We start from the raw sequence: 15,519 nt of genomic DNA, 5'->3' as shown, positions 1-15,519 counted from the left end.
TATTACCAGCCAGCTTTTTAACAAATAAACGAAGGCAATATTAAAGAATCATTAATTTTAATCATTTCCAGAAGCAGCAAACCGGCGTAACCGAAAAGCCAGAGCAATATTCATCACACCAAACAAAGCTGCATAAACACCAATAACCCAAGTGAGCGCTATTCCCCCTTGCACAGGATTGACAAATAAAATAATACCTACCAAAACAGATAACATACCCGCAACAATCATCCAGCCCTCTCCACGAATAGATTTACGTAAACGAATAGCAGCGATTATCTGAAGTATTCCACTAACTAGCGACCAGATTGCAATAAATGTAATCAAAACCAGCCAAGTTATACCCGGAACAAAAAAGGTCATTATTCCAGCCAAGATACTCACCATACCCCAAATCAGCATCAGCCACCAATCCTGATGTGTCCGGCGGCCGTTGATAGCAATAACAACGCCCAACACCCCATCAATCAAAGCATAAATACCAAAGAACATCACCATAATTAGAATGGAAATAAATGGATAGAACCACGTGAGTAAGCCAAAAATTAAAGCTGCACCACCACGTATTAGTACCATCCACCAATTTTCAGACAATAAATCAACCAATGGATTACGAAAAGAAAGATTATTCACAATATTTTCCTCTATTTAAATATATAAAATACAAATGGTAAATTTTTAAAACGCACCATCCCAGCAAATTTATTGGTAACGCTTTCCCTGATATAACAACCAGCCATTAGCATGGCGATGCGAAGGATCATGATGTGTCCAATGTATCAGACCACCCCGTTTATTACTAATATACTCACCAGCAAAAGCAACCTTATCCCCACGCTGTAAACCATCTAATCTAGGAGCCAAATCAATATTATGCACTACTAAAAGAGTACCGTCGTCAGTATTGAGTATAAATCGTTGATGACGCACACCCTTATTATCATCAGGCAAAGTTTTCATTACCTTGCCCTCTCCATATACCTGCACCTTATCAAGATTTTCACTTTGAGCCCGCCTAACAGGAATAGCCCCCACCAAAGCACTATTATTCGAAGGCGATCCAGTAAAATTATTCCGAATTGACTTAAAAGCATCTACTATCTGCTCATGCGCTTGACTTTTCTGCTGCTGTTCCTCCTCCGCGCCATACTGCAACCACCAAAAACCGATAGCCACCATGACTAATAAAATAATATTCTTCATATTGAAAGATTGATATCTGCATACATAAACATTCAAACCATCATACAAAATGTCATCCCAGATAGCAAAAATATTACTAATCCTAAACAAAAAAATAGACTACCCGAGAAAACGAGTAGCCTATTTAGCATAGCAGAAAATATTAAATTACTTTTTAAAAGTCAATGCTGCCTTAATAAAAGCCGTGAACAAAGGATGACCATTTTTAGGCGTTGACGTAAATTCAGGATGAAACTGACAGGCAAAAAACCAAGGATGATCCGGCAATTCAATTGTTTCCACCAATTGTTCATGTCCTGTAGATACCCCACCAATTACCAAACCGGCCTGCTGTAACTGAGGTAAATAGTAGTTATTAACCTCATAACGATGGCGATGACGTTCACGAATTAACTCATTACCATAAATAGTTCTGGCCAGCGTACCAGCTGCCAACCTAACTTCCTGCGCACCCAAACGCATTGTGCCACCAAGATTAGCATTGATATCACGCTTTTCAATCTGACCGTCACGATCCTGCCACTCACTAATCAGAGCAACAACAGGATGCTGAGTTTTCAAATTGAATTCAGTTGAATTGGCACCTTCCAAATCAGCCACATCACGCGCATATTCAATCAGAGCAATCTGCATACCCAGACAAATACCCAAATAAGGTATTTTCTGTTCACGTGCATAGCGTACGGCAGCAATTTTGCCCTCCACACCACGTGTACCAAAGCCTCCCGGAACCAAAATGGCATCCATATCCTGCAAACTGGCTACCCCGTCTGTTTCCAGAACCTCACTATCAATATAGTGAATATCTACTTCAGTTTCCGTTTGAATCCCGGCATGCTTTAAAGCTTCAGACAAAGACTTATATGACTCAGTTAAATCCACATATTTGCCTACCATGGCAATTTTTACTTTATGCTTCGGATGCTGTACTGAGTATACTATTTTATTCCATGCAGTCAGATCAGCCTGCTGCACATTCAATTGCAGCTGATCACAGATAATACTGTCAATACCCTGATCATGCAGCATTCTCGGCACTTCATAAATACTGCTTACATCATAACAGCTAATAACAGCACGCTCTTCAACATTGCAGAACAAAGCAATCTTACGTTTTTCCTCTTCCGGCATCGGCCGATCCATACGACAGATCAACACATCCGGCTGAATACCGATTTCACGTAATTCCTTAACAGAATGCTGCGTTGGCTTAGTTTTGATTTCACCAGCAGCGGCAATAAAGGGAACATAAGACAAATGAACGAAAAGCGTATTAGCTCTTCCCAGCTGGCTACGCATCTGTCTGATTGCTTCCAGAAAAGGGAGAGACTCAATATCACCTACAGTTCCACCGATTTCCACAATAGCAACATCATAGCCGGCCGCACCTTCATGAATTTTACGCTTGATTTCATCAGTAATATGCGGAATCACCTGAACCGTTCCGCCCAGATAATCACCACGGCGCTCTTTATGAATTACACTTTCATAAACCTGTCCGGATGTGAAATTATTGCGCTTTTGCATAGTAGCATTAATAAAGCGCTCATAATGCCCTAAATCCAGATCCGTTTCGGCGCCGTCATCAGTAACAAACACCTCACCATGCTGAAAAGGGCTCATAGTACCCGGATCAACATTGATATAAGGATCCAGTTTAAGCATGGTCACTTTCAGACCACGAGATTCCAAAATAGCAGCAGTAGACGCAGCGGCAATGCCTTTACCCAGAGAAGAGACCACACCGCCAGTCACAAAAATAAACTTGGTCATGACAATCAGCAGGAAATTGAATTTAGCATTTTAGCTGAAAATAACCCTAAAAGAAAGATACTACTGGCTTCACACAATGCAAGAATATGCAATAATGCTTTATTCACATTGGCGTAACAACCACGGCTGTGGCATAATTAGTCACCGTAATCCTTAAATTTATATTATGTTGCAATCTGGACATATTTTTATTGTTTCTGCTGCTTCAGGAACAGGCAAAACCACTCTGGTATCGCGCCTGAGTGCCAATCAGCCGGATATTCATATTTCAATTTCCCACACCACCAGAATGCCACGTGCAGGAGAGCAAAATGGTGTACATTATCATTTTGTCAGCCGTAGTGAATTTGAGGAAATGATTGCCGACAATGCCTTTATAGAGCATGCCAATGTATATGGCAATTATTATGGCACCAGTTTAAAAGCCGTAGAATCATTAACCCAGCAGGGCTACAACGTTATTCTAGAAATTGATGTTCAGGGGGCAGAACAGATCCGTCGCTTACTGCCAGATGCAACCAGCATCTTTATCTTACCCCCCTCAATGACTGAACTAACCGAGCGCCTGCAAAACCGAGGCACAGATAGCGAAGACGTGATTGCCTACCGGCTGGAAAAATCACGCGAAGAAATTGCACAAAGCATACTATTTGATTATGTAATTGTTAATCAGGAGCTTACTCAGGCAGAGCAAGATTTACTGGCAATTATCCGTTCGGTCGGATTACGTGCACAAGCACAAAGTCAAACAGTTACCCGGATTTTAGCCGGAGAATAATTTATTTCAACTATTTCTTAATTACTTAATATCAGGAATGGAATTCAGATTATGGCTCGTATTACAGTAGAAGATTGCATCGGACGTATTCCCAATCACTTTGACCTCACCATGACTGCCGCCTTGCGTGCACGACAACTAGCCAATGGTGCTACCGCACTGGTTGAAGAAGATCATGACAAACCCACAGTTATTGCCTTACGTGAAATTGCCAGCGGCCAAATTGGAACAGAGCTACTCAAAAAACAAAAATAACACAGGCAAATAGCCATGTTCCCACCCAGCCTACCCTATAAACCACCTGTTAATCAGTGGCGGGATAGCCTGTTTGCACAAACAGAGTATCTGAACAAACAGGAACGCTGGCAATTACTGGAACAGGCTTGCGCCTACATTTACACCCTAGCTGAGCATACTGGCAAAACCGCGCTACTTAAACGCAGCTTTGACATCACCACATCACTGGCGCAACACCAGCAACGCATACAGGCACTTGCAGCAGTCTTAATCAAAATAGCCTTTGAAGACTTATCAATCACCGCCACAGATAAACATATGCCCAGTCAGGCGATGGGACCTGTAGGCATGAAAATATTTGATAGCATTAATACCTCATCACACACCAGTATCGCCACCCAGCTGAAATGCTGCCAGCAACAAATAGAAAGCAGCTATCAAGCCATTATTGCTGAAGCACAGAAGAAACTTCTGCATGTTGCTTCTTACCTGAGCAAAGAAGACCTGCATCTGCTCAATAAAGCATGTGAATTTGGTGCCGTAGCACATCAGGGACAATTTCGTAATAGTGGCCTGCCATATATTACCCATCCACTGGCTGTGGCCACCCAGCTGGCAGAATGGCACGTAGACATACAGGCCTTATGCGCCGGCGTACTGCATGATGTACTGGAGGACACCGGCACAACCAAAGAAGAAATTATTGCCGAATTTGGCGAAACCATCGCCAACATGGTAGATGGATTATCCAAGCTGGAAAAACTGGAATACAACAGCCAGCAGGAAGCACAGGCCGAAAGCTTTCGCAAACTGATAATGGCGATGACTCAAGATGTACGCGTAATTATCGTCAAATTATCCGACCGATTACACAATATGCGCACCCTGTCGGCAAAAAAGCCAGACAGCCGCAGGCGTATTGCCCAAGAAACCATGGAAATTTATGCGCAACTGGCCAATCGCATCGGATTAAATCACGTTTATCGAGAATTGCAGGATTTAGCCTTCCAGCATCTATACCCCCATCGCTATGAAGTATTAGCAAAAGCCATACAATCATCCCGACGTAACCGGCGCGATGTAGTGGGCAAAGTATTGCGCGCTTTCAGCCAGCGCTTAGTCAGCGCCAATATTGAGGCTCAGGTAAGAGGCAGAGAAAAAAACCTGTACAGCATTTATGAAAAAATGCGCCGGAAAAATCTGCACTTTGCCGATGTAATGGACATCTATGCATTCCGAGTTATCGTCAACAACATACCAGCCTGCTACACCGCATTAGGCGTCCTACATAATCTATACAAGCCCAAACCGGGTCGAATCAAAGATTATATTGCCATTCCCAAGAACAATGGCTATCAAAGCCTGCATACCATACTTGTCGGTCCCTATGGCTTACCCATAGAAGTACAGATACGCACCCATGAAATGGATACCGTAGCCGAACGTGGCATTGCCAGCTACTGGATGCACAAAGATAGTGAACAGAACAGTTTTGATCAAGCCCAGATGCGTACCAACCAGTGGCTGCAAAGCATACTGGACATTCAGGCACACAGCGCCAACGCCATCGAATTCCTGGAGCATGTCAAAACAGATCTATTTCCAAATGAAGTATATATTTTTACCCCTAAAGGTAAAATCATCACCTTACCAGAAGGTGCCACACCAGTGGATTTTGCCTATGCAGTCCATACTGATATTGGCAATCGAACCGTTTCAGCGCGCATCAACCATAACCTGATGCCGTTACGCACCCGCTTACACACAGGCGACATAGTAGAAATCATCACATCAAGCAATAGCCATCCCACACCGGCATGGCTAGACTTTACCGTATCCAGCCATGCACGCACAGCCATCCGCAGCCAAATAAAAAAAATGGATCGTAGTGATGCCATACGTCTGGGAGAAAAACTATTGCAAAAGGCACTCTCAAGCCTGCTACCAGAAAATGTTTTACTGTCAGACAGCCTGAAAGACAAATATCTGGCCGATTTACACCTCAAAAACACCTCATTTGAAAATATCCTGTGCGAAGTTGGCATGGGGCTGCTGCAACCCGTTTCAGTAGCCATGCACATCGCCGAACTGGCCGGAGAACACTTTAACAACACCATCAAACTGGCACCGATTAACCTCACCGGCAATGAATCAGCCCATATTCATCTGGCAAAATGCTGCCACCCCATTCCCGGCGACTCCATCAAAGCCCTATTGATTAAAGATCAGGGAATCATCATACACCGTGATATCTGCAACACCATCCTGAAAACCGATCCCGAACTGCAACTGGATGCCAACTGGGACATCCTACAGGCCAGCAACTACCAGACTACCCTGTGTCTGAATGCTATCGATAGTCATGGCCTGCTAGCCACCATAGCCGCAGCCATATCTTCTAATGGCGGCAACATCAAATCAGTAGAAACCACATCAAAAAAACTTGAAGGCGTAGAAGGTTTTATCGAATTGCGTTTTGTACTGCAAGTAAAAAACTTAGACCAGCTCAACCTCATTACCCGTGATCTGCATTCCATACCCCAGATTCGCCGAGTAAACCGCCTCTAACACAAACATTTGTAGCAAACATCAGCATCAGACTATCAAACATCATCTTGACGAAACAAATTTAATCAGCGATAATTAAAATCTATTTATTTAAAATAACCTTATATTTGTTAGAATTTTATACAAACAGATATAACCATCATTTACACCTTGGGAGGTGATGTTGTACACGGTTATGCGGTACCGTAAACACCGCCTTTGCCATACATGGCAGTAATTCAGTATTGACCATACTGATAAATAATTCAGTAACCAATTAATTTACTCAGGAAATAACATGCCTTCTATTCGTGTAAAAGAAAATGAACCCTTTGAAGTTGCAATGCGCCGTTTCAAACGCTCTGTAGAAAAAACCGGCCTGATGACCGAACTGCGTGCACGCGAAGCTTACGAAAAACCAACTACCGAACGTAAACGCAAAAAAGCAGCAGCCGTAAAACGTTTACAGAAACGCTTGCGCAGCCAGCAATTACCACCCAAATACTTTTAATCGGTTATCGCCGGCTTCTGAAATCTTATAGCCGGGTAAACACCATACAAAAACAATACCGCAGGCTATTGCTTGCGGTATTTGTATTTTAGCGGGTAAAAACACAAACCGTAACAAACCAAAATACCAGCAGTAACGCCTAATCATCAGTTCACTTAACAACTATTTATTGCGAGTATCCATAATGAGCCTAAAACAACAACTGCAAGAAGACATGAAAACAGCCATGCGCAACCATGATGCAGCCGCCCTTTCTACCATTCGCATGGCACTGGCTGCAATCAAACAAATCGAAGTAGACGAACGAATCGAAGTAGATGACAACCGCTTCACAGCAATCATCAGCAAAATGGTCAAACAGCGCAAAGAATCAGTACGCATGTTTACCGAAGGTGGCAGAAACGATCTGGCCGAAAAAGAACAGACAGAAATCAACCTGCTGCAACAATACCTGCCCAAAATGCTGGACACCGCCGAAATCGAAACAGCAATCAAAGAAGCCATCGCCAGCGTAGGCGCCACACAACCAAGTGACATGGGCAAAGTAATGGGCGTTTTGAAAAAAACACTGGCAGGCAAAGCCGACATGAGTGAAGTCAGCAAAAAAATCAAACAGCTTTTAGGCTGATGAGCAATAACAGCAGCACAAACAAACCCCTGATAACAGATCCAGAACCTTTACCATAGCAGAAAACAGGCGTAGTTGGCATGATTCCAAGCGAATTTATAGACGAAATATTGAATAAAATTGATATCGTCGACGTAATCGAAGAGTTTGTCCCGCTAAAAAAAAGCGGCGCCAACTACATGGCCTGCTGCCCGTTTCATAAAGAAAAATCACCCTCCTTTTCCGTTAGCCCCACCAAACAGTTTTATCACTGCTTTGGCTGTGGCGTGCACGGCTCCGCCATCGGCTTCATAATGGAATATCAGGGACTGAGTTTTCAGGAGGCCGTACAATTTCTGGCTGACCGTATAGGCATAACCGTACCAAAACAAACCGGTAACAGCAATCCACAGGCACAGAAAATACACAAACAACAACAGCAAACCCTTGAACAAACCACCGCAGCCGCTGCCACATACTACCAGCAGCAGCTAAAAATCTCATCGCGAGCCCAAAACTATTTACAGCAACGCGGCCTCAGCGACGAAATCATCACCCATTACGGCCTAGGTTATGCACCGGATGACTGGCAGGCACTAGCCAAAATCTTCCAGCCCTACCCAAGCAATGCACTAGTAAACAGCGGCATGGTCATAGCCAAAGATGAGCGCCATTACGACCGCTTTCGTGATCGCATCATGTTTCCCATCCGCAGTACCCGTGGCCAGATAATCGGATTCGGAGCGCGCATCATAGAAAACGGCGAACCCAAATACCTCAACTCACCAGAAACACCCTTATTTGACAAAGGCCGCAACCTGTATGGCTTGTATGAAGCACGCGCTGCAATCAAAGAAGCCCAACGGGTACTGGTAGTAGAAGGATATATGGACGTAGTTGCACTGGCTCAGTTTGGCCTCGGTTATGCCGTAGCAGCACTGGGCACAGCCACCACCGCCGAACACATACGCCTGCTGATGCGTCAAAGCGATCACATCTACTTCTGCTTTGATGGCGACACAGCCGGAAAAAAAGCCGCTTGGCGTGCATTAGAAAACGCCCTGCCCCAGCTCAAAGACGACAAAATTTTACACTTCCTGTTTCTACCAGCAGAACACGACCCAGACAGCTATGTACGCAGCAATGGTTTAAAACCCTTTGAAGACGCATTAGTCAATCAAAGCCTGCCACTATCAGCCTACTTCTGGCAGATACTGACAGAAAACATCAATCTGGATACCCAAGAAGGCAAAGCCGAACTGATTAAAACAGCCAGCCCCTTACTGGCACAGATCAGAGCGCCGGCATTATCATACCTGCTTCGTCAAGAACTTAGCCAGAAAGTAGGCATAGATGAACACAATCTGGCACAGCTACTGGGACAGGAACAGCCCCGACAGCCGGCCATCAAACAAAAAAGTTACCGCTTACCCCAGAACACATTCCGGCAGCCTCCAGTCATGTCACTTGCACAAAAGCAGATACGTGCACTATTGATAAATCCACAATGGGCCGTATATATAGAGCTACCAGAATATCTGGACCTGCACGGCGATTATGCATGCCTCGCCGCGCTGGCTGAACGCATACAAGCCTCCGTTACACCACTAAACAGCGGTGCCGTGCTGGAACTGATGCGTAACACAGAATTTGAACCCGTCATCCGGCAGATTATCCATGACTATCTGGATTCACCGGACGTCATGCAGCCAGGAAATGAAGATGACTGCACCACGTTCAAACAGGGTATGCAAAAATTACTGGACAACCTTAAGACACAGCAGATTGATGCGTTGAAGCGCAAACTCCAGCATGGAACACTAAGTGCCGACGAAAAACAGTTACTGCTACTACTCTTAAGCCCGTCCAAAATGCCGTCAGTATAGAATGATGGCCATTGCAACCGCTTGCAGCGATCAGTCGCTACAAATACATCGAGTAAAATATGGCAAACTCAACATCTAAAAAGACCACCATTGGTACCAGTCAGGAACAGGATGACAGCCGCCCGTTAACTGCCGAAGAACAGCGCGCCCGCTTGCGCCAGCTGATTATTCAGGGCAAAGAACGCGGCTACATCACCTACGCTGAAATTAACGACGCCCTGCCTGATGAAATGTCAGATGCGGATCAGATTGATAACATCGTATCCATGATTTCCGGCCTCGGCATACAGGTTACCGAAGAAGCACCTGATGCCGAAAGCCTGTTAATGGGCGACAATACCGCCAACATGACCGATGACGATGCAGTAGCCGAAGCAGAAGCAGCATTATCCAATGCAGACAACGAATTCGGCCGCACTACCGACCCAGTACGCATGTATATGCGCGAAATGGGGCAAGTAGATCTGCTCACCCGCGAAGATGAAATAATCATCGCCAAAAAAATCGAAAACGCCCTGCGCAACATGATTCAGGCAATTTCCGCCTGTCCCGGTTCCGTAGCAGAAATACTTACCCTCATCGACGCCATACGCAAAGATGAAATCAAAGTAGATGAAGTAGTCGAAGCCATCGTCGACCCACATGAAGAACTACTGGATGAACTTGGAATCGGCCTAAACAGCAAAAACGACGAAACAGAAACCATTGACGACAGCGATGACAGCGTTGAAGTTGACGACACAGAAGAAGAAAGCGACGAAGAAAGCGCAGCACTGGTAGCATCAGCTAATCTCGAAGAACTGCGCCAGAAAACCCTCGAACATTTCGATGGAATTCAAAGCCTCTACGAAGCCATGGTTGTCGTATTACAGGAAAAAGGCAGCCGCCATGCCGACTACCTCAAACTGCAACAGGAAATTGCCGAACAGCTATTACAGGTACGTTTCGCTACCCGCCAGATTGAAAGCCTGTGCGATAACCTGCGCATGCGCGTCAATCAGGTACGCCAACTCGAACGCGAAATTCGCGACATCGCCCTCAACCGCGTACATATGGAACGCGAATACTTTATCAAAAGCTTTGCCAACCGTACTACCGATCTGGGCTGGGTAGATGAAGAACTCTCCCTAAACCGCGTCTGGAACGAAGCCCTGAGCCGCTTTCAGTATGCCATCGTCGAAAAACAGACAGAACTGGCCAATCTCGAACAAACCGCCCAGATTTCACTGGACGAACTTAAACAGATTAACAAAAACATGATCAAAAGCGAGCAGGAAACAGCTGCCGCCAAACAGGAAATGATTCAGGCCAACCTGCGTCTGGTTATTTCCATAGCCAAAAAATACACCAACCGAGGCCTGCAATTTCTCGACCTGATTCAAGAAGGCAACATCGGCCTCATGAAAGCTGTAGATAAATTCGAATACCGGCGTGGCTACAAATTTTCCACCTATGCAACATGGTGGATTCGTCAGGCCATAACCCGCTCAATAGCAGATCAGGCACGTACCATCCGCATACCGGTACACATGATCGAAACCATCAACAAAATGAACCGGATTTCCCGCCAGTACCTACAGGAAAACGGAGAAGAAGCCGATTCCGCCAAACTGGCCGAACTGATGGAAATGCCGGAAGACAAAATCCGCAAAATCATGAAAATTGCCAAAGAACCGATTTCCATGGAAACACCTATCGGCGATGATGATGATTCCCATCTGGGCGACTTTATCGAAGATGCAAATAACGTAGCACCAGCAGATGCGGCCATGTACTCAAGCTTACGCGAAGTAACCAAAGATGTACTCGAAAGCCTTACCCCGCGCGAAGCCAAAGTACTGCGTATGCGATTTGGCATCGACATGAATACCGACCATACCCTCGAAGAAGTCGGCAAACAGTTTGATGTAACCCGTGAACGCATTCGCCAGATTGAGGCCAAAGCCCTGCGTAAACTGCGCCACCCTACCCGCTCCGATCGGCTGAAAAGTTTTCTCGACAGCGACGAAAACAAACAGTAAAATATTTATCCTTTAAAACCAGAATCATCCGCTTCATGCGGATGATTTTTTTAACAACAGCCTTGCAATATCAACCCGTACTCACTAAAATACACATCCATCGGGTCTGTAGCTCAGGGGTTAGAGCAGGGGACTCATAATCCCTTGGTCGTGGGTTCGATCCCCACTGGACCCACCAAAAAAACCTCACAAAATTTCTTCAACTGATAGAATTATTATCCCAAACCGCTTAAAGCGGCTTTTTTTATCGCCACGAAGCGTACAAACCAGCATATACATCCAAAATAAATACAGATCATATTCCCCGCCACAACCAACCGCCCATATTAGCAAGCAGCCAATAACCAGCAAAATATAAAAATCCTACCCATACAGCCATAACCCAAAAATCCAGATAATAACCTGCCTTTCCAAAGTTACACCCATACCAGAAACCCTTTTGTACCATAATTATCATCACAACAAACTTACACCTACCTATTCAGCATGACTATATCCATACATCTACCGTATCGTTATATATTTATTCCCCCAAAATTCAACAAAAATACCATATAAATAAAAATTTAATTATATCAGGCATATCAATAAACCTATTTCACCCAATCCAGCCAAACCCTATATACAACTAAACCGCCCCAAAAAACTAGCCAATAACAACAAGCCCAAAATTAAATAGCAAACTTAATATTTACAGTTGCAAAATTAATACACCCAAACATAATATTTTCTAATTTTAACATACAGAGTCTCGATACCGTCTGTACAAGCTCTAACATAAATAATATTTAAATTACATAAAAAATATTATTCAGAAAATAACCCAATAATTTTGTTAACACTTATAATTGCGTTAATAATTGCTAGGCTACATTAAACTGAAAAAGTATTGCTATGCTGAGCACAGCTATAACTGTTCACTACACATCAAAACCCACGGGATAAATCATAATTACCATTATGAAAACATTAACTTTATTTAAGCATTTCCGCCCTGACTGGCACTACCACACCCGCAGCACATAATTTACATAAAGTTAACCTTACTCGAATAGAACAAAACTAATTTCCTATACCTAACTGTATATCTTCTTATCTATTCATTAACCAATACCATACAACTCGTAAATTGAGTAAAATTTAGCTATTTACAAAAATCAAGGAAAACTGATGAACACCATTTATAAATCCAAATGGAACGAATCTACCTGCACGTGGGTTGCCTGCTCAGAGCTGGTACGTGGCAAAACTAAAAACAATTGTATCAAAATAGCTGCGGCTATCGCTTTAGCATTAACCAGTATCAGCTCGTACGCTGCAGATGCTGTTCCTTGTCAACATGATGATAATCCCCCTCCGCCAAATGTAACAGTATCAGGTTCTGATAGTATATGTAAATTAACTACCGATCCACACAACCTGATTTCAGTAAATGATAATGCAACAATCGAAGGAGAAACCATTATCGCAACAGGTGTACGACCTGCAGGAAGTGATAGTCATACAATTTGGTTACAAGGTTCCTCAACCCTTATAGCAGACAACGTGAGAACGATTAATCAGACAAAAAACAGTAGCAGCAGTGCGTTAAACATTCAGGACAATTCAAAAGCAAAGATTCAAAACAATCTTACAGCAACCAATTCAGGTTCAACGGGGGATATTATTAATATTTCAGACAATTCTATATTAATTGTTAATAACAATTTAGAAATTGAAGATGATAGTGATAGAACTACTAATGCTATTAAAAACCAAGATAGCACAATATTTGTTGACGGCACTATCAATATTAAACGAACAGAGAAAAGAACATCCACTGGAAATGGATCTATATATAATCAAAACGGGGAAATTAAAGCCAAAAATATAAAAATAGACCAAGGTACGAAAAACTTTGCAATTCAGCAAATATCATCGACAAGCGGGACCAAGCAACCATCTATTAATGTAAAGGAAAAACTTGAGATTACAACTGGAACCATTGACGGTAAATCAGCTATTCAACTCGAATCTGGAAGTATAAGTGTTGGTGGTCAAACCTTTATTAACACCTTCACAACCCCTGATGATGGTAACGAGGAAAATTCAGCAATCTACATTAAAAATGGTCAATATCAAGCAGGCGGTGGCGCCCTAATTACCATAAATACTGAAGATGATGATGGTCCAAGAGAAAATACTGCAGCAACAGGAATAATTTTAGGTAGTGGCGGAACATTTACTAATAACGGCGAAGTTAAAGTAAATGGCGGGAAGAATACTGTTATTGCAACTAATACTGATTCGGAAAAAGCAACAGTCAACAACACTGGCACCATTAAAAGCAATGATAATGTTAACAGCATTGCCCACAATTCCAATGGTACGCTAACGATTAATAATGAGGGTACTATTGAAGGAATTATTTCAAACAAAACTCAGGGTACAATCAAACTAACGAATAACGGTCAGATTTCACATGGGATTAAAAATCCAAGTGGCATTATAGACATCAACAATAATAATACAATCTCTGGTGCCATCATCAACACAGCTAATGATGAAGCTAATAAGCCCACAATTCATATTAACATTAATAACACCAAAAACTTATCAGGTAATATCCGTAACGAGGGTACTGGTATCATCAAGATTACCAATACTGGTACTGTGTCAGGAGATATTACTAATGCTGGTGATCGAGTTATAGATGTTATAGATATCGTTGGTAGTACAAAGATCCGCAATAATATTGAAATTATCAACAATGGTGATTTAAGCAACATCATAAACCAAGGTAAAGGTAATATCCATCTTACCAATAAAGGCCAAAACACTACTGTTGTTGACAAGGAGATTAAGAATACAGATACTGGTAATATCACGATTGAGAATCAACAAGGAGCAACATTACCTCACACTTTCCTTAATCAAAGTACTTATAATGACTCTTCTATTGAGATTAACAACTCCGGTAAAATTGATGGTGACTTTACAAATGAGGGAAGTCGAATTCTCGTAATAAATAAGGAAACTGGAATCATTAAAAATAATATAACTGGTAACGCTGATCTTCCTGAAAGTGATATAAGCGTGATGGGTAGTCATATAAGCATTACAAACCATGGGCAACTAGACAGCACCATCAACATTAAAAGGGGTGGTTTTATTTTTGAAAATAAAGGTAAGAGCCAGATTAATTTAACTAATTACTCTGGCGCACCTATACTCTTAATGAATTCAGGAACGTTAACAGGCTCTGTAGAAAACTCTGTAGAAAACGATTCTGTTGGGGAATTTATTAATTTTAAAAATTATCCTACTGGTCAATTTACTGGTAGCCTCAATAATAAACAAAACGGTAAGATTCAAGCCAAAAATGAAGGGATTTTCACTGGTACTACCCAGAATAATAAACCTAAGGGTTCGCTAAATCTTAACAATACAGGTACATGGATAAATAATGGAAATTCCACACTATCTACGCTGCAAAATACCGGCAAGATTGAATTTCCGCAAATAACTAATGACAGAAATAATGAAAATAATTACCACTATATCACCGTACAAGGCGACTATACCGGCGGCGGTAAGATAATTGTTAATACATTCTGGAATGATAATGGTGAGAGTTATAGCGACTACATTAATATTAAGGGTAATGTCAGTGGCACTCCAACCACTGTATCCACCCACAACGGTATCTATGGAGATGTATCTCGAAAAGAAATATCCCGTCATTCTGCTACTGTTATTCATGTAGATGGAACGACCACTGACGAGGCTTTTCGGGGTGATGCGTATACTCCGAATGCTGTTAAAGCTGAACTGAAAAAAATCGATTCTGATACATATGGTACAGGAACAAATTATGCATGGGTATTAACTGCAACTCCAAAACCCGATCCTGTACCACCTACTCCTACCGAACCAATACAGCCCGATCCTGCTGATCCGGCCAAACCTGCTCCTAC

General features: G+C 42.8%; 11 protein-coding genes and 1 tRNA gene. 9 read left to right on the top strand and 3 right to left on the bottom strand.

Features of this window, described 5'->3' with window-relative positions; all coding sequences use genetic code 11:
* Nucleotides 1-57: 57 nt before the first annotated feature.
* The 3 genes from J6578_RS08125 to pyrG form a co-directional block, all read right to left on the bottom strand.
* Entirely contained in the window at nt 58-633 is a 576-nt protein-coding gene (locus tag J6578_RS08125; RefSeq protein ID WP_239364552.1) for an HdeD family acid-resistance protein, read from the bottom strand.
* Nucleotides 634-702: 69 nt separating this feature from the next.
* Nucleotides 703-1,293: a DUF3465 domain-containing protein gene (locus J6578_RS08120; protein ID WP_287954325.1), complete on the bottom strand. Its 591-nt coding sequence runs from the start codon at nt 1,291-1,293 to the stop codon at nt 703-705.
* 57 nt (nt 1,294-1,350) lie between these two features.
* On the bottom strand, nt 1,351-2,976 hold the full coding sequence (gene pyrG / locus J6578_RS08115) for a CTP synthase (RefSeq protein ID WP_093091507.1): 1,626 nt from the start codon (nt 2,974-2,976) through the stop codon (nt 1,351-1,353).
* A 166-nt stretch (nt 2,977-3,142) separates the two neighbouring features.
* On the opposite strand from pyrG, the gene gmk reads away from it, so the two are divergent.
* The 9 genes from gmk to J6578_RS08070 all read left to right on the top strand — a co-directional run.
* Nucleotides 3,143-3,754: a guanylate kinase gene (gene gmk / locus J6578_RS08110; RefSeq protein ID WP_093091505.1), complete on the top strand. Its 612-nt coding sequence runs from the start codon at nt 3,143-3,145 to the stop codon at nt 3,752-3,754.
* A 51-nt stretch (nt 3,755-3,805) separates the two neighbouring features.
* Nucleotides 3,806-4,009 (top strand): DNA-directed RNA polymerase subunit omega, encoded by a 204-nt coding sequence (gene rpoZ / locus J6578_RS08105; protein ID WP_093091503.1) that lies wholly within the window; start codon nt 3,806-3,808, stop codon nt 4,007-4,009.
* Nucleotides 4,010-4,024: 15 nt separating this feature from the next.
* Entirely contained in the window at nt 4,025-6,559 is a 2,535-nt protein-coding gene (locus J6578_RS08100; RefSeq protein WP_287954324.1) for a RelA/SpoT family protein, read from the top strand.
* A 277-nt stretch (nt 6,560-6,836) separates the two neighbouring features.
* The gene (gene rpsU / locus J6578_RS08095) at nt 6,837-7,049 is read left to right on the top strand and encodes a 30S ribosomal protein S21 (RefSeq protein WP_037405146.1); all 213 of its coding nucleotides are present in this window, start codon (nt 6,837-6,839) and stop codon (nt 7,047-7,049) included.
* Nucleotides 7,050-7,233: 184 nt separating this feature from the next.
* On the top strand, nt 7,234-7,677 hold the full coding sequence (locus J6578_RS08090) for a GatB/YqeY domain-containing protein (RefSeq protein WP_239364548.1): 444 nt from the start codon (nt 7,234-7,236) through the stop codon (nt 7,675-7,677).
* 80 nt (nt 7,678-7,757) lie between these two features.
* A complete protein-coding gene (dnaG, locus tag J6578_RS08085) occupies nt 7,758-9,542 on the top strand; it encodes a DNA primase (protein ID WP_287954322.1) in 1,785 nt (594 codons plus the stop codon).
* Between the two features lie 59 nt (nt 9,543-9,601).
* Nucleotides 9,602-11,563, top strand: a complete 1,962-nt coding sequence (rpoD, locus tag J6578_RS08080) for an RNA polymerase sigma factor RpoD (RefSeq protein WP_093091497.1) — start codon at nt 9,602-9,604, stop codon at nt 11,561-11,563.
* Between the two features lie 102 nt (nt 11,564-11,665).
* Nucleotides 11,666-11,741, top strand: a tRNA-Ile gene (locus J6578_RS08075).
* A 992-nt stretch (nt 11,742-12,733) separates the two neighbouring features.
* Nucleotides 12,734-15,519: ESPR-type extended signal peptide-containing protein (locus tag J6578_RS08070; RefSeq protein WP_287954321.1), on the top strand; the 2,786-nt coding region annotated here is incomplete at its 3' end.

The sequence above is a fragment of the Snodgrassella sp. genome (assembly GCF_024103505.1).
GTDB classification, from domain to species: Bacteria; Pseudomonadota; Gammaproteobacteria; order Burkholderiales; family Neisseriaceae; genus Snodgrassella; species Snodgrassella communis.
This window is presented reverse-complemented; position numbering and strand designations above follow the sequence as displayed.

Coding starts and splice junctions, on each gene's coding strand:
- J6578_RS08090 (WP_239364548.1), top strand. CDS start 7,234: ATGAGCCTAAAACAACAACTGCAAGAAGACATGAAAACAGCCATGCGC.
- pyrG (WP_093091507.1), bottom strand. CDS start 2,976: ATGACCAAGTTTATTTTTGTGACTGGCGGTGTGGTCTCTTCTCTGGGT.
- rpoZ (WP_093091503.1), top strand. CDS start 3,806: ATGGCTCGTATTACAGTAGAAGATTGCATCGGACGTATTCCCAATCAC.
- rpoD (WP_093091497.1), top strand. CDS start 9,602: ATGGCAAACTCAACATCTAAAAAGACCACCATTGGTACCAGTCAGGAA.
- gmk (WP_093091505.1), top strand. CDS start 3,143: ATGTTGCAATCTGGACATATTTTTATTGTTTCTGCTGCTTCAGGAACA.
- J6578_RS08100 (WP_287954324.1), top strand. CDS start 4,025: ATGTTCCCACCCAGCCTACCCTATAAACCACCTGTTAATCAGTGGCGG.
- rpsU (WP_037405146.1), top strand. CDS start 6,837: ATGCCTTCTATTCGTGTAAAAGAAAATGAACCCTTTGAAGTTGCAATG.
- dnaG (WP_287954322.1), top strand. CDS start 7,758: ATGATTCCAAGCGAATTTATAGACGAAATATTGAATAAAATTGATATC.